The organism is Neorhizobium galegae, assembly GCF_017877135.1.
Classification (GTDB): Bacteria; Pseudomonadota; Alphaproteobacteria; order Rhizobiales; family Rhizobiaceae; genus Neorhizobium; species Neorhizobium galegae_A.
Genome location: NZ_JAGIPH010000002.1, coordinates 544,086 through 566,713 on the forward strand (window position 1 = coordinate 544,086; position 22,628 = coordinate 566,713).

General features: G+C 62.3%; 20 protein-coding genes. 15 read left to right on the forward strand and 5 right to left on the reverse strand.

The window, feature by feature from the left end; translation table 11 throughout:
- The first annotated feature begins 40 nt into the window (after nucleotides 1-40).
- The 5 genes from J2858_RS10040 to J2858_RS10060 all read left to right on the forward strand — a co-directional run bounded on the left by J2858_RS10040 (nucleotide 41) and on the right by J2858_RS10060 (nucleotide 4,932).
- Nucleotides 41-2,023 carry an FUSC family protein gene (locus tag J2858_RS10040; RefSeq protein WP_210104647.1) on the forward strand — a complete coding sequence of 661 codons (1,983 nt, stop codon included), beginning with the start codon at nucleotides 41-43 and terminating at the stop codon, nucleotides 2,021-2,023.
- Nucleotides 2,024-2,110: 87 nt separating this feature from the next.
- Nucleotides 2,111-2,941: an RNA methyltransferase gene (locus J2858_RS10045; RefSeq protein ID WP_210104648.1), complete on the forward strand. Its 831-nt coding sequence runs from the start codon at nucleotides 2,111-2,113 to the stop codon at nucleotides 2,939-2,941.
- On the forward strand, nucleotides 2,922-3,752 hold the full coding sequence (murI, locus tag J2858_RS10050) for a glutamate racemase (RefSeq protein ID WP_210104649.1): 831 nt from the start codon (nucleotides 2,922-2,924) through the stop codon (nucleotides 3,750-3,752). Before J2858_RS10045 ends, murI begins: the two co-directional genes overlap by 20 nt.
- Before the next feature lie 407 nt (nucleotides 3,753-4,159).
- Complete coding sequence (locus tag J2858_RS10055) at nucleotides 4,160-4,378, forward strand: DUF1127 domain-containing protein (protein ID WP_210104650.1); 219 nt, start codon at nucleotides 4,160-4,162, stop codon at nucleotides 4,376-4,378.
- Nucleotides 4,379-4,452: 74 nt separating this feature from the next.
- Nucleotides 4,453-4,932 carry a GNAT family N-acetyltransferase gene (locus J2858_RS10060; protein ID WP_210104651.1) on the forward strand — a complete coding sequence of 160 codons (480 nt, stop codon included), beginning with the start codon at nucleotides 4,453-4,455 and terminating at the stop codon, nucleotides 4,930-4,932.
- Here the strand turns inward: J2858_RS10060 and J2858_RS10065 are convergent.
- Nucleotides 4,908-5,285: a VOC family protein gene (locus J2858_RS10065; RefSeq protein WP_210104652.1), complete on the reverse strand. Its 378-nt coding sequence runs from the start codon at nucleotides 5,283-5,285 to the stop codon at nucleotides 4,908-4,910. The genes J2858_RS10060 and J2858_RS10065 overlap by 25 nt on opposite strands.
- A gap of 99 nt (nucleotides 5,286-5,384) precedes the next feature.
- Entirely contained in the window at nucleotides 5,385-6,068 is a 684-nt protein-coding gene (locus tag J2858_RS10070) for a helix-turn-helix transcriptional regulator (RefSeq protein WP_210104653.1), read from the reverse strand.
- A 167-nt stretch (nucleotides 6,069-6,235) separates the two neighbouring features.
- Between J2858_RS10070 and J2858_RS10075 the strand changes: the two genes are divergently transcribed.
- Both J2858_RS10075 and J2858_RS10080 read left to right on the forward strand, forming a co-directional pair.
- Nucleotides 6,236-6,868, forward strand: a complete 633-nt coding sequence (locus J2858_RS10075) for a LysE family translocator (protein ID WP_210104654.1) — start codon at nucleotides 6,236-6,238, stop codon at nucleotides 6,866-6,868.
- Between the two features lie 118 nt (nucleotides 6,869-6,986).
- Nucleotides 6,987-8,513 carry a helicase HerA domain-containing protein gene (locus tag J2858_RS10080; RefSeq protein WP_210104655.1) on the forward strand — a complete coding sequence of 509 codons (1,527 nt, stop codon included), beginning with the start codon at nucleotides 6,987-6,989 and terminating at the stop codon, nucleotides 8,511-8,513.
- Nucleotides 8,514-8,559: 46 nt separating this feature from the next.
- On the opposite strand, the gene pepT is transcribed toward J2858_RS10080, so the two are convergent.
- Nucleotides 8,560-9,804: a peptidase T gene (pepT, locus tag J2858_RS10085; RefSeq protein WP_210104656.1), complete on the reverse strand. Its 1,245-nt coding sequence runs from the start codon at nucleotides 9,802-9,804 to the stop codon at nucleotides 8,560-8,562.
- Between the two features lie 140 nt (nucleotides 9,805-9,944).
- Nucleotides 9,945-10,949, reverse strand: a complete 1,005-nt coding sequence (locus J2858_RS10090; protein ID WP_210104657.1) for a TerC family protein — start codon at nucleotides 10,947-10,949, stop codon at nucleotides 9,945-9,947.
- A 433-nt stretch (nucleotides 10,950-11,382) separates the two neighbouring features.
- Between J2858_RS10090 and rpsD the strand changes: the two genes are divergently transcribed.
- A complete protein-coding gene (gene rpsD / locus J2858_RS10095; RefSeq protein ID WP_210104658.1) occupies nucleotides 11,383-12,000 on the forward strand; it encodes a 30S ribosomal protein S4 in 618 nt (205 codons plus the stop codon).
- Between the two features lie 155 nt (nucleotides 12,001-12,155).
- Here the strand turns inward: rpsD and sthA are convergent, their stop codons facing one another.
- The gene (gene sthA / locus J2858_RS10100; RefSeq protein ID WP_210104659.1) at nucleotides 12,156-13,634 is read right to left on the reverse strand and encodes a Si-specific NAD(P)(+) transhydrogenase; all 1,479 of its coding nucleotides are present in this window, start codon (nucleotides 13,632-13,634) and stop codon (nucleotides 12,156-12,158) included.
- Nucleotides 13,635-13,860: 226 nt separating this feature from the next.
- Between sthA and J2858_RS10105 the strand changes: the two genes are divergently transcribed.
- The 7 genes from J2858_RS10105 (at nucleotide 13,861) to J2858_RS10135 (ending at nucleotide 22,506) form a co-directional block, all read left to right on the forward strand.
- Complete coding sequence (locus J2858_RS10105) at nucleotides 13,861-14,604, forward strand: FadR/GntR family transcriptional regulator (protein ID WP_210104660.1); 744 nt, start codon at nucleotides 13,861-13,863, stop codon at nucleotides 14,602-14,604.
- A 101-nt stretch (nucleotides 14,605-14,705) separates the two neighbouring features.
- On the forward strand, nucleotides 14,706-16,214 hold the full coding sequence (locus tag J2858_RS10110) for an ABC transporter substrate-binding protein (RefSeq protein ID WP_245365697.1): 1,509 nt from the start codon (nucleotides 14,706-14,708) through the stop codon (nucleotides 16,212-16,214).
- A 108-nt stretch (nucleotides 16,215-16,322) separates the two neighbouring features.
- Entirely contained in the window at nucleotides 16,323-17,270 is a 948-nt protein-coding gene (locus J2858_RS10115; protein WP_210104662.1) for an ABC transporter permease, read from the forward strand.
- Nucleotides 17,267-18,136, forward strand: coding sequence for an ABC transporter permease (locus tag J2858_RS10120; RefSeq protein WP_210104663.1), 870 nt, complete (start codon nucleotides 17,267-17,269; stop codon nucleotides 18,134-18,136). The genes J2858_RS10115 and J2858_RS10120 overlap by 4 nt, the downstream gene beginning before the upstream one ends.
- A gap of 18 nt (nucleotides 18,137-18,154) precedes the next feature.
- The gene (locus J2858_RS10125) at nucleotides 18,155-19,939 is read left to right on the forward strand and encodes a gamma-glutamyltransferase family protein (protein ID WP_210104664.1); all 1,785 of its coding nucleotides are present in this window, start codon (nucleotides 18,155-18,157) and stop codon (nucleotides 19,937-19,939) included.
- 3 nt (nucleotides 19,940-19,942) lie between these two features.
- A complete protein-coding gene (locus J2858_RS10130; RefSeq protein ID WP_210104665.1) occupies nucleotides 19,943-20,701 on the forward strand; it encodes a DUF1028 domain-containing protein in 759 nt (252 codons plus the stop codon).
- Nucleotides 20,698-22,506 carry an ABC transporter ATP-binding protein gene (locus tag J2858_RS10135; RefSeq protein ID WP_210104666.1) on the forward strand — a complete coding sequence of 603 codons (1,809 nt, stop codon included), beginning with the start codon at nucleotides 20,698-20,700 and terminating at the stop codon, nucleotides 22,504-22,506. Before J2858_RS10130 ends, J2858_RS10135 begins: the two co-directional genes overlap by 4 nt.
- Nucleotides 22,507-22,628 lie beyond the last annotated feature (122 nt).

Genomic DNA, 22,628 nt, shown 5'->3' on the forward strand with positions numbered 1-22,628 from the left:
CGGGCCGTCGCGTTCAACAGCACATGGCACAAAAGACGATATGGCATCGAGAATCTCCCTGATCGACTGGCTTCATTCGATCGATCCGGCCCTGTCGCGCGCCAGAATGGGCGGTCGTGTGACGCTTGGCATCGGGCTTTCGGTGGCGGCCTTGGTCGCCATCCACCGCTTGTTGTTGCCGCTGCCGCCCATGGCCTTCGGACTTGCGATCATCCTCTCCATCGAGGGCGGTGTTGCGGTGCGCGATCGCACGCCCCGCGGCCAGATGGTGACGCGGCTTCTCGGAGGGCTGGCGAGCCTTGGCAGCATTGCGCTGGCAAGCTCGCTGGAGGATCACCGCTACCTCTCCGATCTCGCATTCCTGGCCATCGTGTTTCTCGCAAGCCTTGCGCGCGTCTATGGTCCGCGCGGCTTTGCCATCGGCATGTTCGCCTTCACCTCCTATTTCCTCAGTGCCTATCTGCGGCCGGGGCTGGACGACTTGCCGCTTGCGGCCTTTGCCCTGGTGGTGGCCGTGCTCGTGGGACACGTGGTGCGTACACAGTTGCTGCCCGACGATCGCGGCCGTGACCTGTTGCAGGCGATGATCGCCATGCAGGGGCGCGTCAACGACATCCTGGTGCGGCTGGCACTTCTGGCGCGCGCGCAGGTGACGCTGGACGAGGACCGCGCCGAGCTGATTGCGCTGCAGGAGCGGCTGAAGGAAGTCTCGCTGATGGCGGAAGCGCTTCTTCCGCGCAGCAGCGACGGCACGCTGGACGAGAGCGACCAGAACGTCATGGACATCGCCATGGCGATTTTCGACCTGCATCTGGCAACCGAAAGTGCCGTGGTTCTCAGCGTCTACAATTCGGCGCCCTTCGGCCTCGTCCATGCGGTGCTGGAAGGCAAGGACGAGGCTGTTGCCGAATGGACGAGCATCGTGGATGACACGCCGGACCGGCATCTGCGCGAAAACATTTCCGTCTTCGCGCTGCTGCACCGGATCCGGGTGCGTTTTGCAGCCCTCATTGAAGAGGGCTCCCGCGACCAATTCCGTTCGCTGTCGCCGACGCGCGAAGGCCGCCAGCGCCAGCCACGCGATTTCTCGCTGAACAACCCGCTGGTGCGCGCCGCGCTCCAGATCACCATCGCCTCCGGCATTGCCATGGTCTTCGGCCTGATGCTGTCACGCGAGCGCTGGTTCTGGGCGGTGCTGACGGCCTTTCTTGTGTTCACCAATACGAAATCGCGCGGCGATACGGCCGTGCGGGCGCTGCAAAGATCGACGGGGACGCTGGCCGGCATCGGCGTCGGCCTTTTCCTTGCCTCGATGCTGCAGGGCGATCTGACCGGAAGCATCATTGTTGCCGGCATCGGCATCTTTCTCGCCTTCTATGCCTTGCAGGCCTCCTATGCGGTGATGACCTTCTTCCTGTCGATCGTCATCTGCGTGATCTATGGCCTGATCGGTGTTCTCACCCATCAGCTTCTGCTGCTGCGTGTCGAGGAAACGCTGATCGGGGCGGTGGCCGGCACGGCCGTTGCCTTCGTGGTGTTTCCTTCGCGCACCCGCGAGACGCTGGAACTGGCGCTTGCCCGCTGGTACGACGTTCTAGGCGATCTGCTCAACGCTGCCCGCAACGGCGCGCCGGGCGCGGAACTGATCGAACGTTCGCGCCGGCTGGACATGGCCTATGCGGATCTCTCCCAGGCTGCCCGCCCACTGGGTGCCGCCTGGTCCATCGTCACGAAGCCCGGGCATGTGCGCCAGACGCTTGCGGTGTTTCTGGCCTGTACCTATTGGGCGCGCATGTTTGCCCGCGGGCAGACGCTGCCGGAACTGGCCATGCCGGAGCGCGACCGGGCGGTGATCGACGATCTGATTGCCAAGCTGCCGGCCGCGCGCGAGGTGCGGGCAAAGCCGTTCTACGAAGGGTTCAAGGCGCGACGCGAGGTTCTCGACCATCTGCCGAGCCTCAGTCGCGGCGCAAAGCAGGGCCTCGACATGATCGGCATTACGCTTCTGCGCCTGTCCAGCTGATGGCAGGATCCACAGGCTTAACGCTTGCAGTTGGCGGCCGGAGGGCGATATAGCGCCCGCAGCACTCGCAGATCGGACAGGACGACCATGGCAGGCACCAATAGCGAACGCATCCTTCTTGCCGAAGGCCCGGCGGTCATTCTCGTCGAGCCGCAACTCGGCGAGAATATCGGCATGGTGGCGCGCGCCATGGCCAATTTCGGGCTGGCGGAACTGAGGCTCGTCAATCCGCGCGACGGCTGGCCGAACGAGAAGGCTGAGGCCGCCGCCGCCAAGGCCGACCATGTGATTGCCGGCACCACGGTGTTTGCAACGCTGGAAGAGGCCGTGGCCGACCTCAATTTCGTCTATGCGACGACCGCGCGCAACCGCGACGGCTTCAAGCCCGTGCGTGCGCCTGTGACGGCCGCCGCCACGCTGCGTACTCGCTTCGGCGCCGGCGAAAAGACCGGCATCCTGTTCGGGCGCGAACGCTGGGGGCTGACCAACGAGGAAGTGGCGCTTGCCGACGAGATCGTGACGTTTCCTGTCAATCCCGCCTTTGCCTCGCTCAACATCGCCCAGGCCGTGCTTCTGATGTCCTATGAATGGATGAAGAGCGGTATGGAGGATGTGGAAGCGACGCCCTTCCAGCAGGTGGATCAGAAGCCTGCCACCAAATCGCAGCTTCTGGGGATGATCGAGCAGGTGGAGGAAGCGCTCGACGCGCGCAATTACTTCCACCCGTTGACGAAGAAGCCGAAGATGATCGATAACCTGCGCGCCGTGCTGTCCCGTCCGGGATTTACCGAGCCGGAAATCAGTCTTCTGCGGGGCGTGTTCACCTCGCTCGACCGGTTCTCGCGACGCTGGGCCAAGGGCAAGGGGCCGCAATCGGGCGAGGGGCAGGATGACGGGAATGACACGGCATCCGAATGATGACACGCAGGCCAGGGCGCCCGCCACAGCAAAGCCCGTGCTGGTGTTCGATTCCGGCATTGGTGGCCTGACGGTCCTGCGCGAGGCGCGCGTGCTGATGCCGGAGCGCGGTTTCATCTATGTGGCCGATGACATGGGCTTCCCCTATGGCGGCTGGGAGGAGGCAGCGCTTCAGGCGCGCATTCTGTCCTTGTTTGCCGATCTGCTGGACACTTATGAGCCTGAAATCTGCGTGATTGCCTGCAACACGGCCTTCACGCTTGCCGGTGCCGCATTGAGAGCCGCATTTCCGCAGATGACCTTCGTCGGCACGGTGCCAGCGATCAAGCCGGCTGCCGAGCGCACACGCTCGCGGCTTGTCTCCGTGCTTGCAACGCCCGGCACCGTCAGGCGCGCCTATACGCGCGATCTCATCCAGTCCTTCGCTAGCCAGTGCCATGTACGGCTGGTCGGCTCTGAAAACCTCGCGCGCATGGCGGAAGCCTATATACGCGGTGATGCGCTGGACGATGTGGCGGTCAAGGCGGAGATCGCGCCTTGCTTTGTCGAGAAGGACGAAGCCCGCACCGATATCGTCGTGCTTGCCTGCACGCATTATCCGTTCATGGCCAATGTCTTTCGCCGTCTTGCGCCGTGGCCGGTCGACTGGCTCGATCCGGCCGAGGCGATCGCCCGCCAGGCCCGCCGGCTCGTGCCGCTGACCGAGGGGGCGGTGCATCCGGAGGAGGCGGATTTTGCCGTCTTCACCTCCGGCCAGCCGGATTTTTCAACGCGGCGGCTGATGCAGGGCTTTGGACTGCGCGTTCTCTGAGCCTCGCTTGCCTTTGTTGCCTTTCAGCAACAAATATGAGTAAATCTCTGCAATTCGAAATTGTGTGCTTGTCTGGCTTTTGGAGCCGTGGCATTTTGCCGCCATCCGCAATTTCAAACACAGGAGGCGACCGATGAAGACCATTTCAGCGTATATGCGCCTCTCTCGCGGTGTGTCCGTAACGGTGTTGCCGCGTGTCGCGGGCCTGCACCCACATTACGGTCTCCAGGCCTGATAAGGCCCTAAATCACGGCCGTTTGGCGTTTCTCCAACCTGCATGACGTAACCTGTTGACGCCCGGAATCCGTGGGGTTCCTGTCTGCAGCGCCTTGCGTCTTTTCAAACCTCGAAAGGACCTGGCGGCCTCATGGCGCCGGGGCGGAACCTCTATGTCTAAAAATCAATCAGTGGTTGAGCAAAGCCTGTTCTCGAAGGTCGAGGACCTTCTGTCGCATGTCGGCATATGGCGCCTTCTCGGCACCGTCGCCATGGTGGTGTGGAGAAGGCGCGAACGCGTCAACAGCACCCGACACCTCTCGGACCGCATGCGTCAGGACATCGGTCTCGACGTGAAGAGGGAGCAGCCCTTGATGCCCCGCCATCCCTTGTGGCTGATCAAGCTCTGAGGACGCGCATCCCCGGCCATCGCCTGGCCGGGGATGCGCATCAAAGCGGTCATGACCCTGAAGAGATCAACAGTATGACGTGCCTTCGACGACTGACCCTTGCCGACATGGCCAAGGCCGCCCGGGTGCACCGAACCTCCTTCGATGCGCGATTGCCGGATCTTGCCGGGCTGCACACGCCGGCCGAAGACTGCGCCTACTGGTGCGAACATCTGTTCGTCACGTGCTGCATCTGGGGCGTCGAGGCCGGCGGGCTGTTGCTTGGCGTCATCGCCTTCCGCCAAGGCGCCATCGAGCAGCTCTATGTTCTGCCGCAGACGCAGGGGCGGGGGATCGGCACGATCCTGCTCCAAAAGGCCAAGGCCGAGCATGATCTGCTCGACCTCTGGACCTTTCAACAGAACATCCGCGCCCGCCTGTTTTATGAAAAACACGGCTTCGTGGCGATCGAGGAAACCGACGGGCGCGGCAACGAGGAACGGGCGCCTGATATGCGCTATCGCTGGCAGCGCCTTGCGGATGACGGTCTTCAGGCTGGATTGGCGGCCACGTGATAGACCCGCAGGCGGTGGCCGTCAGGATCTTCTGCCGTAAACGTGTGGCCGAAATCCATCATTTCCGGCGACTGCAGGATCGTAACGCCCTTGCCGCGCCAGTCGGCATGAACCGCCTCGACTTCGGCATCCTCATCGCAGGTGAAGACGATTTCCGAGGCTCCGCTGTCTCCCGAAGTCTTCGGGGCTACGCAGTCGGCCTTCCAGAGGCCGAGGCGGAAGCCGCCCGGCATCACGAACATGGCAAAGGTCGATGAGTGTTCGACCGGGCGATGATCGAACAGCCGGTGATAGAACGCGGCGCTTGCGGCAAGATCAGCAACATGCAGCAGGACGAAGTTGGCGGGTTTCATCAGTGTCTCCTTCTGTGTGGACGAGAAGACCTGTAGATCAGGCTGCTGACAGAAAGTGGCAGGATCGTGCATCGCTGCCGGCAGCAGGCCTGACCCTTCTCAGGGGATGGACTGGGACGCGCGCCATTCCTTCAGCAGCACCGTCTTGCGGCGCGGATAGCGTTGCCCGGTCTCTTCAAGACTGACGATGCGATCCGCGCGAAAATGGCGAAAGTCCCGCCGCTTTTCACACCAGGCGATCAGCACCCGCACATGATCGAAGAAGCCAAGGGCAATGGGCCACACGATCCGTTGCGTCAGCGCGCCGGACTGATCCTCGTAGGCCATTGCAAGCGTGTGTTCGCGCCGGATCGCCAGCCGGATCGGGGTAAGCAAGACGGTATCAGTGCCAGAATCTGGCGCCGGTCCGACAAGAAGATGGTTATCATCCAGCCGGTTCCGCAGTTCATCGGGCAGCACGGCGGCAATCCGGGCGAGCGCGCTGTCGGCCGCCTGACCCAGTGCGCCGCCTGTGCGCTTCGACACCCAGCGCATGCCAAGCACCAGCGCCTCCAGCTCGTCTTGCGAAAACATCAGTGGCGGTAGCAGAAAGCCCGGTTTCAGCACGTAACCCATGCCGGGTTCCCCCAGGATATCGGCGCCCTGTCCGCGAAGCGTGGCGATATCGCGGTAGAGCGTGCGGATGGAGACGTGAAGTTCGTCGGCAAGCACTTCACCGCTCACCGGATGCCGGTGCCGGCGCAGGATCTGCAGGAGATCGAGAAGCCTGTCTGTTCGCGCCATCGATCTGCCAGTCCCCGGGTTCGTGTGAAAACACTGCTGCCATTTTACGGCAGGATGACGCAAACGAATAGCGACGCATCGAAGGATTGGCGCCATCGCCCTCGCAGGGACTTGCGCTTTTGTCGCCGCGGTGGCTTGCTGGTCCTTCATCGAGAGGGGGAAAAACGATGTCTCTTGAAACCTGGCTTGCCTTTGTGGCCGCATCCGCGGTGCTTCTGGCCATTCCCGGCCCGACAATCCTGCTGGTGATTTCCTATGCGCTGTCGCATGGCCGCAAGGTGGCGATGGCAACGGTTGCCGGCGTCGCCCTGGGTGATTTTACCGCGATGACCGCCTCCATGCTGGGGCTCGGTGCGCTTCTCGCCACGTCTTCCATGCTGTTTACCGGGCTCAAATGGCTCGGCGCGGCCTACCTGATCTATCTCGGCATCAAGCTGTGGCGGGCGCCCGTGTCGGAACGGCTGGCGGCTGCGGAGACTGAGGAGGCGGACGAGCGTCCGTTGAAGATTTTCCTCCACACCTATGTGGTGACGGCGCTCAACCCGAAAAGCATCGTGTTTTTCGTCGCCTTCCTGCCACAGTTCCTGAACCTTCATGAACCGCTGTTTGCCCAGATGGTGGTGTTCGAGACGACCTTCCTGGTTCTCGCCAGCCTCAACGCCGCGCTCTACGGGCTGCTGGCCTCCATGGCGCGCGACACGATCCGCAAACCGAAGGTGCAGCGCATCGTCAACCGCACCGGCGGCTCGCTGATGATCGGGGCAGGGCTCATCACCTTCGGCTTCCGGCGTGCGGCCTGAGGCGCGCCCTGGAATTCTCTGTTGATGGGCGTGTCTTTCAGCGCGCCGACTCGGTGAAGATTTGCTAAAGCCCTTGCCGATGAGCGGGTCATTGCCCGCAGAGAGGATGAGGTTTGCAGTGCAGGTAGGCATCGATATGGGAACTCTGTCCGGCGGGCAGCCGGCCAAGCTCGATATCGAGGAGCTGCTGGCCACCCGCCTTCTGGTGCAGGGCAATTCCGGCTCCGGCAAGTCGCATCTGCTGCGTCGCCTGCTGGAGCAGTCCGCACCCTGGGTGCAGCAGGTGATCATCGATCCCGAAGGCGATTTCGTCACACTGGCCGACAAATATGGCCATGTGGTTGTCGATGGCGAGCGCACGGAGGCCGAACTGCTCGGCATCGCCACGCGTATCCGCCAGCACCGCGTGTCCTGCGTGCTGACGCTCGAGGGCCTCGATATCGAGGACCAGATGCGGGCGGCCGCCGGCTTTCTGAACGGCCTCTTCGATGCCGACCGTGAATACTGGTATCCGGTTCTGGTGGTGGTGGACGAGGCGCAGATGTTTGCGCCCTCCGTCGGCGGCGATGTCTCCGAAGATGCGCGCAAGATGTCGCTTTCGGCGATGACCAACCTGATGTGCCGCGGCCGAAAGCGCGGGCTTGCGGGCGTGATTGCCACGCAGCGCCTGGCAAAGCTGGCCAAGAACGTGGCCGCCGAAGCCTCCAACTTCCTGATGGGTCGCACCTTTCTCGATATCGACATGGCGCGCGCCGCCGATCTTCTGGGCATGGATCGCCGGCAGGCGGAAATGTTCCGCGACCTGAAGCGCGGGAATTTCGTGGCCCTCGGACCTGCGCTCTCGCGCCGGCCGCTGCCGATCGTCATCGGCGAGGTGGAAACTTCGGCGCGCTCGTCCTCGCCCAAACTGATGCCGCTGCCGGATAGCGTGGCCGATGTCGAAGACCTGATCTTCACGCCTGACCCGGAAGAATTTACCCGCCCGATCGTGCGCCGCGCGCCCCCAGCACCGCGCCCGACCACCGATATCCTGGCCGAACTGTCACGCTCGACGCCTGCGGCAAGCCCGATGACGCCGGATCCCGCGCGCCCGTCTCCGCCGGAACTCACCGCCGACGAGCGCGAGGAGCGGGTGGCCGCCGTGCTGTCAGAAATCATCGACGATCCGCAGGCCGCCTATCGCACCGATGCGGTTCTCTATCAGGAATTCCTGGTGCGCGCCCGCATGCGCCGCCTGCCGGGACCGCCGATGGCGATGGGCGAGTTTCGCCGCCGCGTGGCGATTTCGCGCGCCGGCGTCGACGAGGATACCGCCCAGAGCCCCGGCTGGCAGACGGCGCTCGAGCTGTCGGCCCGGGTGTCGGACGATCTGCAGGGCGTCTTCCTGATGATGGCGAAGGCCGCCTTGCTTGGCGAGCCATGCCCCTCCGACATGCGCATCGCCAAAGCCTATGGCACGCATTCGGCGCGCCGCGCCCGCCGGCTGCTCGGCTATTTCGAGGAGCAGGGCCTTGTCGTGGTGCATGCGGATTTTTCCGGCAAACGCATCGTCGCCTTCCCGGATCTCGACGTGCAGACGGCGCCGGGCATGGCGGATGCGACCGATGACGAGCCGGCCCGCGTCGATCGGTTCGCGGCGGAATAACGTCCGTTGAGGGCAGCCGGAAAAGGCTGCCCGCGGATCGCAAGCCTCAGGCTGCCCGTTCTTCCCACACCTTCACGAGTTCCACGATCGTCTTCACCGACGTCTCCATATCCTGAACGCTCACCCATTCGAGCGGCGAGTGATAGGCATGGCCACCGGTGAAGATGTTGGGGCAGGGCAGGCCCATGAAGGAGAGGCGCGAGCCATCGGTTCCGCCGCGGATGCTGTGGATCTGCGGCTCCAGCCCGACGCGTCGGGTGGCGTCGATCAGGTTCTCGATGATTTCCGGATGCTGGTCGAGCACGCGCTTCATGTTGCGATATTGTTGCCTGACCGTGAAGGTGTAGGTGGAGCCGGGATAGGCGGTCATGACCTCTTCGGTGATGGCCTTCAAAAGCTCTTCCTTCTCCGCCAGACCCTCATCCTCGAAATCGCGGATGATGAGGGAGAGCTTGGCGCCTTCCATTGCGCCTTCGATGCCGACGGGGTGGATGAAACCCTGCTTTCCCTCGGTGGTCTCCGGCGCCTGGTCCTGCGGCAGGCGGGCGACGATGGCGCTTGCGATCTTGATGGCGTTTTCCATTTTCCCCTTGGCTGTGCCGGGATGCATGGCAACACCTGAAATGGCAATGGTCACGCCGTCTGCGGAAAAGGTCTCGTTCTCGATCTCGCCGATGGTCGAACCGTCGAGCGTATAGGCAAAGCGGGCGCCAAGCTTCTGGAGGTCCACCTTGTCTGCGCCGCGGCCGATTTCCTCGTCGGTGGTGAAGAGGATTTTCACCGCGCCATGCTTGATCTGCGGGTTGGCGAGCAGAAACTGGGCGGCCGTCATGATCTCGGCAATGCCCGCCTTGTCGTCGGCGCCAAGCAGCGTCGTGCCATCGGTGGTGACGATCGTGTGGCCGATCTGCGCCTTCAGTTCCGGATGATCGTCAACGCGGATCACCTGGCTTGTGTCGCCGGTAAGGCGGATATCGCCGCCCTGGTAATTGGGGACGAGCTGCGGCTTGACGTCGGTGCCGGAAAAATCCGGTGCCGTGTCCATATGCGAGCAGAAGCAGATGACCGGTACGGTCTTGTCGGTATTGGCCGGAATGGTCGCATAGACATTGCCGTGCTCGTCCAGATGCGCGTCCTCAAGGCCAAGCAGTTTCAGTTCCTGCTCAAGGATGCGGCCGAGGTTCTTCTGCTTTTCCGTCGAAGGCTGCGTGGTTGATGTCGCATCCGACTGGGTGTCGATCACGACATAACGCAGGAAACGATCAAGAACGGTATCGGTGGGAAGAGACATGGGCGGCATCCTGTTTTGGCATGGGAGCGAGCCCAACCTATAGACCGCATCCGCCTTGGCGTGAACGTCTTGCCGTGAACGCGGGGCAACAAAAAACCGCGCCGGGGGAACCGGCGCGGCTTGAAGAGGTCTGGGCAGTGTTAGTTGTCGGCCTTGACCTTGCCGTTGTCGATCGTGGCCGGCGTGTTGCGGGTCGCCCAGAGCGAGCCGATAATGCCGGTGGCCAGGATGGCGATCGTGACGCTCAGCGACACAAGCGGCGGGATTTTTGCAAGGCCCAGCATGTCGGCCAGGAAGATTTTCGAGCCGATGAAGATCAGCACGACCGACAGCGCGTATTTCAGGTAGGCGAAGCGGTGGATGAGGGCGGCCAGCGCAAAATAGAGGGCACGCAGGCCAAGGATCGCAAAAATGTTGGAGGTGTAGACGATGAACGGGTCCGTGGTGATGGCAAAGATCGCCGGGATCGAATCGACCGCAAAGACCAGGTCGGCAAATTCGATGAGGATCAGCGCCAGCATCAGCGGGGTAAGGTAGGTCTTCAGCTTGCCGGTTTTTTCGTCCGGCTGGCGCACGAAGAACTTTTCGCCATGCAGGCGCTCGGTGATCGGCAGGCGCTTGCGCAGCACTTTCAGGATCGGGTTTGCCTCGACATCATAAGGCTCGCTGCTCGAAAACAGCATCTTGATGCCGGTGACGATGAGGAAGGCCGCAAAGAGATAAAGCACCCAGCCATAGTTTTCGACGACGGCCGCACCCGCTGCAATCATGATGCCGCGCAACACGATGACGCCCAGAATACCCCAGAGCAGGACACGGTGCTGGTATTCACGCGGGATCGAGAAATAGCCAAAGATCATCGCGATGACGAAGATATTGTCCATCGCGAGGCTTTTTTCGATGACGAAGCCGGTGAGATATTCAAGGCCGGCCTGCTGGCCGAACTGCGACCAGACGAAGCCACCGAAGAGGACGCCAAGCGTCATGTAGAAGCCGGAGAGCAGAAGGCTCTCCTTGATGCCGATCTCCTTGCTCTTCTTGTGAAGAACGCCGAGATCCAGTGCAAGCAGAGCAATCACGATGGCAAGAAAGGTGAGCCACATCCAGACGGCGGCCCCCTGGACATCAACCCAGAGAAAATCCATGACATTTTTCCATGCCGGATCAGGTTGATTGATGAAGCACCGACATCACGGGTCGATCCGGCAGTACACGTCAGAGGGGCCCGGTGCTGGCGAAAATCTGGGGATGGCAAAATTGTGGTTCAAGAGGGCGGGCACAATTTTTTCCACCATCCATCGCCATCGTGCTGTCCTGTTGAATGTGCCAAGCCACAGGTGTGCCTATCCCCGTCGGCAATGGCTACGGATGTTGACAATCTCATGACTTGCCCCTAAAGACCGCGCCAGCACCGGATAGCAATGTCCTGTGTTTCAACGACATGTCCCGTGGTTGTCTCCGGACGCTCCGTGAGAAACCTGTCAGAGGTGGCCTTGAAAGAGGCGCTTCTTAGGAGGGCGTGTTTCCTGAAGGCTGGCGCCGCAAGGTCCGGCCTGCCAAACTGTGAAAGGAAATGCGATGAGCAAGCGCGCTGCATCCAAGTACAAAATCGATCGCCGCATGGGCGAAAATATCTGGGGTCGTCCGAAGTCCCCGGTCAACCGTCGCGAATACGGCCCCGGCCAGCACGGCCAGCGCCGCAAGGGCAAGCTTTCCGACTTCGGCGTGCAGCTGCGCGCCAAGCAGAAGCTGAAGGGCTACTACGGCGATATCCGCGAGAAGCAGTTCCGCGCCACCTATGACGAAGCCAACCGCCGCAAGGGCGATACCGGCGAAAACCTGATCGGCCTGCTCGAATCGCGCCTGGACGCCATCGTCTATCGCGCCAAGTTCGTACCGACGGTGTTTGCTGCCCGCCAGTTCGTCAACCACGGCCACGTCACGGTCAACGGCGTTCGCGTCAACATCGGTTCGTACCGCTGCAAGGCCGGCGACGTAATCGAAGTGCGCCAGAAGTCCAAGCAGCTGGTCACGGTTCTCGAATCGGTGTCGCTCGCTGAACGCGACGTTCCGGACTACATCGACGCCGACCACACCAAGATGGTTGCCACCTTCGTTCGCGTTCCCACGCTGTCGGACGTTCCTTACGCCGTCATCATGGAACCGAACCTGGTCGTCGAATTCTATTCGCGCTAATCGTTTCGGAAAGCCGGCGCCTGTCGCCGGCTTTTCTCTTCAAATGGCCGTCTCGTTCTGCGAGGCGGCTTTTTTTATGCCTGTCCGGGCCAGACATAAAAAAGCCCCGCAAGCCTCATGGAGGCTGCGAGGCTGATCTGATCCGCTGACTGTTGTCAGGCTGTCTTGGCCGGTGCTGGAATATCGTTTGGGGTTGCCGGGTCGAGCGACTGCGAGGTTGCGACCGGTGCTTCCTTCGGTCCTTCGCCCATGCGGTTCCAGGCATCCAGTCCGGCGATCTTGTAGGCTTCGGCAAGCGTCGGATAGTTGAAGGTGTTTTCAACGAAATATTCGACCGTGCCTTTGAGGTTCAGCACCGCCTGGCCGATATGCACCAGTTCGGTTGCGCCTTCGCCGACGATATGGACGCCGAGAAGCCGGCGCGTCTTTAGCGAGAAGATCATCTTCAGAAGCCCCGAATCGAGCCCCATGATGTGGCCGCGCGAGGTCTCGCGAAAATGCGCGATGCCGGCCTCATAGGGAATGCCGCGCTGGATGACTTCTTCTTCGGTGAGGCCGCAGGTGGAGATTTCCGGTACGGCATAGATGCCATAGGGGAAATATTGCGGCGGCTCGTTGGCCTCGGCGCCCACCGCATGACGGGCGGCGATGCGGCCCTGTTCCATCGAGGTCGAGGCGAGGCTTGGGAAGCCGACGACATCGCCGGCGGCATAGATATGGGGAACTGCCGTCTGGAAGGTCTCGGGATCGACCTTCAGGCGGCCGCGGCTGTCGGCCTCAAGCCCGCAGGCGGCGAGGTTGAGCGTGCTGGTGGCGCCGACGCGGCCTGCGGCAAACAGCACCATTTCGGCCTGTAGAACGCGTCCGCTCTTCAGCGTCACGCGGCATTTGCCTTTCGGATCCTCGCGCTCGACCTTTTCCACCGTCTGGCCAAAGATCAGCTTCATGTTGCGGTCCCGCAGCTGGTAGGCAAAATCCTCGACGATTTCCTTGTCGATGAAGTCGAGCATGGACTCGCGCGGCTCGACCACGGTGACCTGGGTGTCCAGCGTGCTGAAGATCGTGGCATATTCGATGCCGATGACGCCGGCCCCGACCACGACGAGAGAGCGCGGCACGGCCTTGATTTCCAAAAGCTCGTCGCTGTCGATCACGGCATCGCCGTCGAAGGGAATGTGTTTGGGGCGATACGGCCGGGTGCCGACGGCAAGCAGGATCGAGGCGCTGGTCAGCCGCAGGATTTCTCCGTCGACCTTTTCCACCTCGATCGTATGCGGATCGACGAACTGGGCGCGGCCGCGCATCTGTTGCACGCGGTTGCGGGCGAACTGGTGCTCCAGCACTTCCACTTCATGATCAAGGGTGATCAGCAGGCGGCGGCGCAGGTCTTCGGCGCTGATCTCCTGCTTGACCCGGTAGGAGCGGCCATAAAAGCCGCGCTCGCGCCAGCCGGTGAGATTGAGCGCGGTTTCGCGCAGCGTTTTCGACGGGATCGTGCCGGTATGCACGGAGACACCGCCCACCCGTCGACCCTGTTCGATGACCAGAACCTTTTTTTCCAGCTTGGCCGCCTGGATCGCGGCGCGGCGGCCGGCAGGGCCACTGCCGATGACGATGAGATCGTATTGGTACATGAGGGTGCCTCGTCTTCCGGTGTGATGCTTATTGCAGCGCAACAAATGATTTGGGTCAAATGATAACGTCGATATCTGACCAATTTCTCTTCTGGCGACGACGTTCCAGAAAAATAATCACAGGCAGATGCATATTATTTAAGCAAATCCGATTGTGCTCAGATTCTGGCTTGACTTCCGGGCGACCTTTGCCCGAAGATGAACCAATCGCCAATTGGTTCACACAATGGTACAGACGCAGCCACCCCTCGACAATGCCAATTACGCACTGGAAAAGCTGCGCGCCTTGCTGCACGAGGGCGACTTCGGAGCCGATGGCAAACTGCCCACCGAGCGGGCGCTGTCGGAGCGTCTCGGCATTGGTCGACGCGCCGTGCGTCAGGCGCTCGAGGTGCTCGAGGCGGAAGGCGCGGTCTGGCGCCGCCAGGGCTCTGGCACGTTTGTCGGCCAGCGGCCGGATACGCTGGCGGGCGAGGTCGGAGCAATTGTTGCCGGCACCGATTTCATGGAGATCATGGAGGTGCGCCTGCGCATCGAGCCGCAGCTGGCGCAGCTTGCCGCCTTGCGCGCCAAGCCCTCCGAATTGGTTCGCATGCGCGAACTGGCCGTCAAGATCACCAAGAGCGATGACGCGGATGCGCGGGAGCTCTGGGATGGCGCGCTGCACCGGCAGATCGCCCAGAGCGCGCGCAACCGGCTGTTCCTCACCATTTTCGATGTGATCAATCATGTGCGCCAGAACGAGGCCTGGCAGAACATTCGCGAGCGCGCCCGCACCGACAATGGCATCAACTTGGCCTATGCCCAGCATGCCGACATCATCGACGCCATTGCTTCGCGCGATCCGGCGCGGGCGGGCGAATCCATGCGCCAGCATCTGCTGATGCTCCAAGAGCGGCTCATCCGTGCCACGTCGCTCGATGGCATCGAACCCGCACTATCCGCCGAACCGGTGGAAGTGGCGTCCTGAACATGTCCCGGACGGCTCGCCCGGGGTTGGGAAAGCCGGCGGCACAAGCCGGCACCCGTGAATGCCAGAAACCCATTGCAATGGATCAGAGGAGAATGACCATGTCCCGTTTTCTGCGCCTTACCACGGCGCTTGCCTTCACCGCGCTGACAGCGCTGCCAGCTGCCGCCGTCGAGCTGAAGATCGGCCTGCAGGACGATGCCGACGTGCTGGACCCCGCGCAGTCGCGCACCTTCGTTGGCCGCATCGTCTATACCGCCATGTGCGACAAGCTGGTGGATGTCTCGCCGGACCTGAAGATCGTGCCGCAGCTTGCGACCGAATGGGCCTGGTCGGAAGGCGGCAAGGTTCTGACCATGAAGCTGCGCGACGGCGTCAAATTCCATGACGAGACGCTGATGGATGCCGCAGCCGTCGTTGCCACTATCGAGCGTAACCTGACGCTTCCCGAATCGCGCCGCAAGAGCGAGCTGTCCTCCGTCGAAAAGGTCGAGGCGACCGGGCCGCTTGAGGTGAAGTTCACCCTGAAGAAGCCTGACGTGACGCTTCTCGCCCAGCTGTCGGACCGCGCCGGCATGATCGTCTCGCCGAAGGCTGCCAAGGAACTCGGCGCCAATTTCGGCTCCAAGCCGGTCTGCGCCGGTCCGTTCAAGTTCGTCGAGCGCGTGCAGCAGGACCGTATCGTCCTTCAGAAGTTCGCCGATTACTGGAACAAGGACAATGTCTTCATCGACAAGGTGACCTACCTGCCGATCCCGGATTCGACCGTGCGGCTTGCCAACCTGCAGTCGGGTGACCTCGATTTCATCGAGCGATTGGCACCGACCGATGCGGCGGCCGTCAAGTCCGACAGCAAGCTCACCTATGCCGACGTCGTCAACATCGGCTACATGGCGCTTTACGCCAATATCGGCAACGGCCCGCGCGCCGACAACCCGTTCGGCAAGGACAAGCGCCTGCGCCAGGCCTTTTCGCTCGCCATCGACCGCGATGCGCTGAACCAGATCGTCTATGAAGGCACGGCCGTCGGCGGCAACCAGCCGTTCCCCCCGAACAGCCCCTGGTTCAACAAGGCTCTTCCCGTTCCGGCCCGCGATGTGGACAAGGCAAAGGCGCTCGTGAAGGCAGCCGGTTTTGATCGCGTACCCGTGGAGATGCAGATCCCCAACAACCCCGTCGCCCAGCAGATGATGCAGGTGGTGCAGTCGATGGTGGCGGAAGCCGGTTTCGACGTGCAGCTGAAGTCCACCGAATTTGCCACGCTGCTCGATGAGCAGACGCGCGGCAATTACCAGCTGTCGCGCTCCGACTGGTCGGGCCGTGTCGATCCCGATGGCAATATCCACCAGTTCATCACCTGCAAGGGCGGCATCAACGATACCAAATATTGCAACCCGAAGGTGGACGAACTGCTGAACGAGGCGCGTGCCTCGACGGACGATGCCGTGCGCAAGGAAAAGTATGATGCGGCAAGCGTCATCCTCAACGACGACATGCCGATCATCTATCTCGGCCACCAGTCGTGGATCTGGGCGATGAAGAAGTCGGTCACCGGTTTCACCGCCTCGCCGGACGGCATGATCCGCCTCGTCGGCCTGAAGAAGGGCTGATCGCCTTAAAGTGAAAGACAAGAGGGAGGCCGAACGGCCTTCCGGGCGTCGCGGAGTTCAGCCTGCGGCGCCCTCCATCCCACCCAGTCCCCGTGAAGGATGGCCTTGATGCCTGTCTATATCGGAAAACGTCTGCTGGTCGCGATCCCGACCCTGCTGATCATCTCCATCTTCGTGTTTTCGCTGCAGAAGCTTCTGCCCGGCGATCCCATCCTTGCCATGGCCGGCGAGGAGCGCGATCCGGCGGTTCTGGAACTGCTGCGGGAAAAATACCGTCTGAACGACCCGATCCCCGTGCAATATGTCACCTGGATCGGCGGCGTTTTGACCGGTGATCTCGGCATTTCGCTGCGCACCAACCAGCCGGTGACGGAACTGATTGCGCAGAAACTGCCGGTCACCATCCAGCTTGCGATCATGTCGATGATCTTTGCCTTCGTGATCGGCGTGCCCATGGGCATTCTGGCGGCGGTGAAGAAAAACACGGTGCTGGATTACGTCGCAAGCCTTGTGGCGCTATCTGGCCTGTCGGTGCCGAATTTCTGGCTCGGCATCATGCTGATCCTTCTCGTTTCGGTCAATCTCGGCTGGCTGCCGGCCTCCGGTTTCGAATCGATCTTCGTCGATCCGGTGCGTTCGCTGCAGACGATGATCATGCCGTCCTTCGTGCTCGGCACGGCACTTGCCGCCACCCTGATGCGCCATACGCGCTCGGCCATGCTCGGCGTGCTCTCGGCTGATTATATCCGTACCGCCCGTGCGAAGGGCCTGTCGCCGCGCGACGTGATCCTCAGCCACAGCTTTCGCAATGCGCTTCTGCCGGTCATCACGCTGACGGCGCTGCTGTTTGGCGAATTGCTGGCGGGTGCGGTGCTCACCGAACAGATCTTTACCATTCCGGGCTTCGGCAAGCTGATCGTCGATGCGGTGTTCAACCGGGATTACGCCGTGGTGCAGGGCGTCGTCATGTGCACCGCCGTCGGCTTCATCCTGATGAACCTCATTGCCGACATTCTCTATGTTCTCCTCAATCCGCGTCTGAGGGCAAGCCTATGACCATGATCGAACAGGCGCCGCTCACCGCCAAACGCGAGAAAAGTCGCGCCTGGGAGAAGTTGAAGGCGAGCCGCAGTGCGCTGGCCGGCCTCGTCATCATCCTGTTTTTCGTGATCCTTGCCGCTGCGGCCCCCATCCTGCCCATTCCTGATCCGGTGGCGACAAGCTGGTCTGCCATCCGCAAGGCTCCGTCTGCCGCCCATTGGCTCGGCACCGATGATCTCGGCCGCGACATTCTCTCGCGCATGATCTGGGGCGCGCAGGCGTCCCTCATGGCCGGCGTCTTTTCCGTGGCGCTTGCCGTTGGCATCGGCGTGCCCTTCGGCATTCTTGCCGGTTATTTCGGTGGCTGGGTGGATCTTGTCATCTCGCGCATCACCGAAGCGCTTCTGGCCATGCCCTTCCTCATCATGGCCATTGCGCTCGCCGCCTTCCTCGGCCCAAGCCTCACCAATGCGATGATCGCAATCGGGCTTTCCGCCATGCCGATCTTCGTGCGGCTGACGCGCGGTCAGGTGCTGTCGGTCAAGCAGGAGGAATATGTCGAAGGCGCCCGTTCCGTCGGCCTCGGACACATGGATATCATGGTGCGCTACATCCTGCCCAACGTGACCGCGCCGATCATCGTGCAGGCGACGCTCACCATTGCGACTGCCATTATCGCCGAAGCAAGCCTCTCCTTTCTCGGCCTTGGCCAGCAGCCGCCGGCGGCCAGCTGGGGCTCGATGCTGAACGTGGCGAAGAACTTTCTGTCCCAGGCGCCCTGGATGGCCATGTGGCCGGGGGCTGCGATCTTCCTCGTAGTGATCGGCTTCAACCTTTTGGGCGACGGGCTGCGCGATGCGCTCGACCCGCGCGAACATTGATAGTCAAAGGCAAGAGACATGACTGACTTTACCACCCGGCCCGAAATTCTCGGCACATTCGGTGTCGTCACCTCCACTCACTGGATTGCCTCCGCCGTCGGCATGAGCATTCTGGAAAAGGGCGGCAATGCCTTTGATGCAGCCGTCGCCACCGGCTTCGTGCTGCAGATCGTCGAGCCGCATCTCTGTGGTCCCGGCGGCGATATGCCCGCGATCATCTATTCGAAGAAGACCGACAAGGTTGAGGTGATCTGTGCGCAGGGCCCGGCTCCCGCCGGCGCCACCATCGAGCATTACACATCGGAAGGCTTAAAACTCATCCCCGGCGACGGGTTGCTCTCCACCGTCATTCCTGGCGCCTTCGACGGCTGGATGCTGATGCTGCGCGACTACGGCACGATGTCCGTGCGCGAGGTGCTGGAGCCTGCGATCTATTATGCCGAGCATGGCCATCCGGTGCTGCCGCGCGTGTCGGCCACCATCAAGGGGCTGGCAGATTTCTTTGCCAAGGAATGGCCGACCTCGCATGAGACCTGGCTCCCCGGCGGTTCTGCGCCGGAGCCGCATTCGAACTTCAAGAACCCGGTTCTTGCTGAGACGTGGAAACGCATCATTGCCGAATCGGAAGCGAAATCTGGCCGCGAAGAGCAGGTCGAGGCCGCGCGCGATGCCTTCTATCGCGGCTTCGTGGCGGAGAGCATCGACACCTACCTGAAGACCGCCGAAGTGATGGATGCAAGCGGTATCCGCCACAAGGGTGTGCTGACGGCAGACGACATGGCAAACTGGAGCGCCACCATCGAGGCGCCGCAGACCTTTGATTATAACGACTGGACGGTCGCCAAGACCCCGGCCTGGGGGCAGGGGCCGGTCCTGTTGCAGTCGCTTGCCCTGCTGAAAGGCTTTGACCTTGCCGCGATGGACCCGACCGGCCCGGATTTCGTACACCATGTGGTGGAAGCGATGAAGCTCGCTTATGCCGACCGTGAGGTCTATTACGGCGACCCGGATTTCGGCCAGATCCCGACGGATACGCTGCTGTCGGATGGCTACAACAATGAGCGTCGCAAGCTGATGGGGGCGGACGCTTCCATGGAACTGCGCCCTGGTACCGTGCCCGGATACGAGCATCAGCGCGATGCGACCATGGCGATGCTCGCCGAATTTTCCGGCAAGGGCGCGGTCTATGAACCGACCATGTCGCATCTCACCGAAAAAAAGGGCGATACCGTCCATATCGACGTCATCGACCGCTGGGGCAATATGGTGTCCACCACGCCGTCGGGCGGCTGGCTGCAATCCTCGCCGATCGTGCCCGGCCTCGGCTTCGCACTGAACTCGCGTGCGCAGATGTTCTGGCTGAAGGACGGTCTGCCGACCTCGCTTGCGCCGGGTAAACGCCCGCGCACGACGCTGACCCCCTCGCTTGCCCTCCACCAGGGCCGCCCGACGCTTGCCTTCGGCACGCCCGGCGGTGACCAGCAGGATCAGTGGCAGCTGCCCTTCTTCCTGCGTTATGTCCATCACGGCAAGAACCTGCAGGCCTCCATTGATGCTCCGCTGTTCCACACCACGCATTTCCCCGGCTCGTTTTATCCGCGCACGTCCGAGCCCGGCCATATCATGGTGGAAGCAGGCTTTGGCGAAGCGACCATTGCCGACCTTCGCCGTCGCGGCCATCAGGTGACGGTTGCCGACAACTGGACGGTAGGACGCCTGACGGCGGCGCGCCGGGATGCGGACGGATTGCTGCGGGCCGCCGCCACGCCGCGCCTGATGCAAGCCTATGCTGTGGGGCGCTGAGCCATGACCTGGTCCATTGTTGCACGCGATCCTGAAACCGGCCATCTCGGCATTGCCGTTGCCAGCCGCTTCTTTGCCGTTGGTTCGGCCGTTCCCTATATGCGCGGCGGCGTCGGTGCCGTCGCCACGCAAGCCTTTGTGAGCCCGCTCTATGGAACGGATGGGCTTGCGATGCTCGGGCAAGGCAAAAGCCCGCAAGAGATCATCGATACGCTCACGGCGCGCGACGACGGCGCCCAGCAGCGGCAGTTGCACCTCATCGATGCAACCGGCCGCAATGCCGTCTTCACCGGCGCCAAATGCATCGATTGGGCCGGCCATCTCATTGAGGACAATGTCTCGGTTGCCGGCAATATGCTGGCGGGGCCGCAGGTGATCGAAAAGACGCTGGCCGCCTATAAGGATCTGGCCAGCGCGCCTTTTGCCGAGCGGTTGCTCGGCGCCATGGAGGCGGGCGAAGCGGCCGGCGGCGACAAGCGCGGCAAGCAGTCTGCGGCGCTGACCATCTACCGCGATCAGGATTACGCCTGGCTTAGCCTTCGCGCCGACGACCATCCCGATCCGCTGGAAGAACTCTGGCGGCTCTATAATGTGGCGCAGGAGCGCTACATCCACGTGGCCGAGACCATGCCGACGCGGGATAATCCGCATGGCCTGATCGACCGCAGCGAAATCGACCGCAAGATCGCAAAGCTGGAGGCCGAACGCATCGCGAGCGGCCGCGACAGCGCGTCCTTTGCCACGCCCTGGAACCCGTCATGACCGCAGAACCGATCCTTTCCGTGCGCAACCTCACCACTGCCTTCCGTGCCGATGGCGGCTGGAAACCGGTGGTGAGAAACGTGTCCTTCGACGTCTCTGCCGGAGAGACGTTGGCCATCGTCGGCGAATCCGGCTCGGGTAAGAGCGTGACGTCGCTGTCGATCATGCGGCTTCTGGCGGAAGGCTCGAGCCGCATCGAGGGGGAGGTGATCCTCAACGGCCGCAACCTGCTGGCGCTCTCTGAAAAAGAAATGCGGGCGGTGCGCGGCAACGAGGTCTCGATGATTTTTCAGGAGCCGATGACCTCGCTCAACCCGATCTTCACCATCGGCCGGCAAATTTCCGAGGTGCTGACGCGCCACAAGGGGATGACGGCGACGCAGGCGCGGGCGGAAACCATCCGCATGCTGGAGCGGGTGCGCATCCCCAACGCCAACACCCGTTTCGACGAATATCCGCACCAGTTTTCCGGCGGCATGCGCCAGCGCGTGATGATCGCCATGGCGCTTGCCTCGCGTCCGAAACTGTTGATCGCCGATGAGCCGACGACGGCGCTGGACGTCACCATCCAGGGCCAGATCCTCGACCTCATCAAGGAATTGCAGGACGAGGAGGGGATGGCGGTTCTCTTCATCACGCACGACATGGGCGTGGTGGCCGAGATTGCCGACCGCACCGTGGTGATGTTCCGTGGCGACGCGGTGGAAACCGGCCCGACCTCCGAAATTTTTCACCACGGCGAGCATCCTTATACCCGCGCACTTCTGTCGGCGGTACCGAAACTCGGCTCTATGGAAGGCCGCACGGCACCCTTGCGCTTTCCGGTGGTCGATACGAAGACCGGGATTTCGGTGGCGCCTGTCGAAAGCAAGGGAACCGTGTCCACCCAGCAGCCTATCCTCGAGGTGAAGAACCTTGTGACGCGGTTTCCGGTGCGCTCGGGCCTTTTCAGCCGCCAGACCGGTGCGATCCACGCGGTCGAAAACGTCTCGTTTGACTTGCGCCAGGGCGAAACCCTGTCGCTGGTGGGGGAATCCGGCTGCGGCAAATCCACCACCGGGCGCTCCATCATGCGGCTGATCGAGCCGACCTCCGGTGAGATCCAGCTCGATGGGTATAACGTGCGCGGTCTCGGTTCGATGGAACTGCAGCGGATGCGCAAAAGCATCCAGATGATCTTTCAGGACCCGTTCTCCAGCCTCAACCCGCGCATGAACGTGGGGCAGGCGATTGCCGAACCCTTTCTGAAGCATCGTCTCGGCAACCGGGCAGAAGCGCGTGAAAAGGCGGCCTATCTGCTGGATCGCGTCGGCCTGTCCGGCGATATCATGGGGCGTTTTCCGCACGAGTTTTCCGGTGGCCAGCGCCAGCGCATTGCCATTGCCCGCGCATTGTCGCTCGATCCCAAGGTGATCGTCGCGGATGAAAGCGTGTCGGCGCTCGACGTGTCGATCAAGGCGCAGGTCTGCAATCTGCTGCTCGACCTGCAGGAAAGCCTCGATCTCGCCTTCCTGTTCATCAGTCATGATATGGCGGTCGTGGAACGCGTCAGCCACCGGGTCGCCGTGATGTATCTCGGCGAGATCGTCGAGATCGGCCCGCGCGCCGCCGTCTTCGAAAATCCGCAGCATCCTTATACGAAGAAGCTGATGGCGGCGGTGCCAGTGCCGGATCCCGCCCGTCGCGGTATCCGCCGCGGCATTTCCAATGACGAGCTGAAGAGCCCCGTCCGTCCTGTCGGTTTCAAGCCGCCGGTGCGGCAGTATCGCGAGGTGTCCGACGGGCATCTGGTGCAGGTTGCCTGAGCGCCGGGAGCAGACCGGATCGCGTTCGAAGGCCGCTGCCGATGCAGCGGCCTTCGTCGTTTTGGTTGTCGGTCTTGCAGCTTGACAGGCAGCAAAAAGCGGCTTTAACTCGTTCGTATACA

What these genes read in the sequence shown, in the direction of transcription:
- J2858_RS10135 (WP_210104666.1), top strand. Translation starts at nt 20,698, where the DNA reads ATGACCGCAGAACCGATCCTTTCCGTGCGCAACCTCACCACTGCCTTC.
- J2858_RS10045 (WP_210104648.1), top strand. Translation starts at nt 2,111, where the DNA reads ATGGCAGGCACCAATAGCGAACGCATCCTTCTTGCCGAAGGCCCGGCG.
- J2858_RS10125 (WP_210104664.1), top strand. Translation starts at nt 18,155, where the DNA reads ATGACTGACTTTACCACCCGGCCCGAAATTCTCGGCACATTCGGTGTC.
- J2858_RS10040 (WP_210104647.1), top strand. Translation starts at nt 41, where the DNA reads ATGGCATCGAGAATCTCCCTGATCGACTGGCTTCATTCGATCGATCCG.
- sthA (WP_210104659.1), bottom strand. Translation starts at nt 13,634, where the DNA reads ATGTACCAATACGATCTCATCGTCATCGGCAGTGGCCCTGCCGGCCGC.
- J2858_RS10090 (WP_210104657.1), bottom strand. Translation starts at nt 10,949, where the DNA reads ATGGATTTTCTCTGGGTTGATGTCCAGGGGGCCGCCGTCTGGATGTGG.
- rpsD (WP_210104658.1), top strand. Translation starts at nt 11,383, where the DNA reads ATGAGCAAGCGCGCTGCATCCAAGTACAAAATCGATCGCCGCATGGGC.
- J2858_RS10105 (WP_210104660.1), top strand. Translation starts at nt 13,861, where the DNA reads ATGGTACAGACGCAGCCACCCCTCGACAATGCCAATTACGCACTGGAA.
- J2858_RS10070 (WP_210104653.1), bottom strand. Translation starts at nt 6,068, where the DNA reads ATGGCGCGAACAGACAGGCTTCTCGATCTCCTGCAGATCCTGCGCCGG.
- J2858_RS10060 (WP_210104651.1), top strand. Translation starts at nt 4,453, where the DNA reads ATGACGTGCCTTCGACGACTGACCCTTGCCGACATGGCCAAGGCCGCC.
- J2858_RS10065 (WP_210104652.1), bottom strand. Translation starts at nt 5,285, where the DNA reads ATGAAACCCGCCAACTTCGTCCTGCTGCATGTTGCTGATCTTGCCGCA.
- J2858_RS10130 (WP_210104665.1), top strand. Translation starts at nt 19,943, where the DNA reads ATGACCTGGTCCATTGTTGCACGCGATCCTGAAACCGGCCATCTCGGC.
- murI (WP_210104649.1), top strand. Translation starts at nt 2,922, where the DNA reads ATGACACGGCATCCGAATGATGACACGCAGGCCAGGGCGCCCGCCACA.
- pepT (WP_210104656.1), bottom strand. Translation starts at nt 9,804, where the DNA reads ATGTCTCTTCCCACCGATACCGTTCTTGATCGTTTCCTGCGTTATGTC.
- J2858_RS10075 (WP_210104654.1), top strand. Translation starts at nt 6,236, where the DNA reads ATGTCTCTTGAAACCTGGCTTGCCTTTGTGGCCGCATCCGCGGTGCTT.
- J2858_RS10110 (WP_245365697.1), top strand. Translation starts at nt 14,706, where the DNA reads ATGTCCCGTTTTCTGCGCCTTACCACGGCGCTTGCCTTCACCGCGCTG.
- J2858_RS10115 (WP_210104662.1), top strand. Translation starts at nt 16,323, where the DNA reads ATGCCTGTCTATATCGGAAAACGTCTGCTGGTCGCGATCCCGACCCTG.
- J2858_RS10120 (WP_210104663.1), top strand. Translation starts at nt 17,267, where the DNA reads ATGACCATGATCGAACAGGCGCCGCTCACCGCCAAACGCGAGAAAAGT.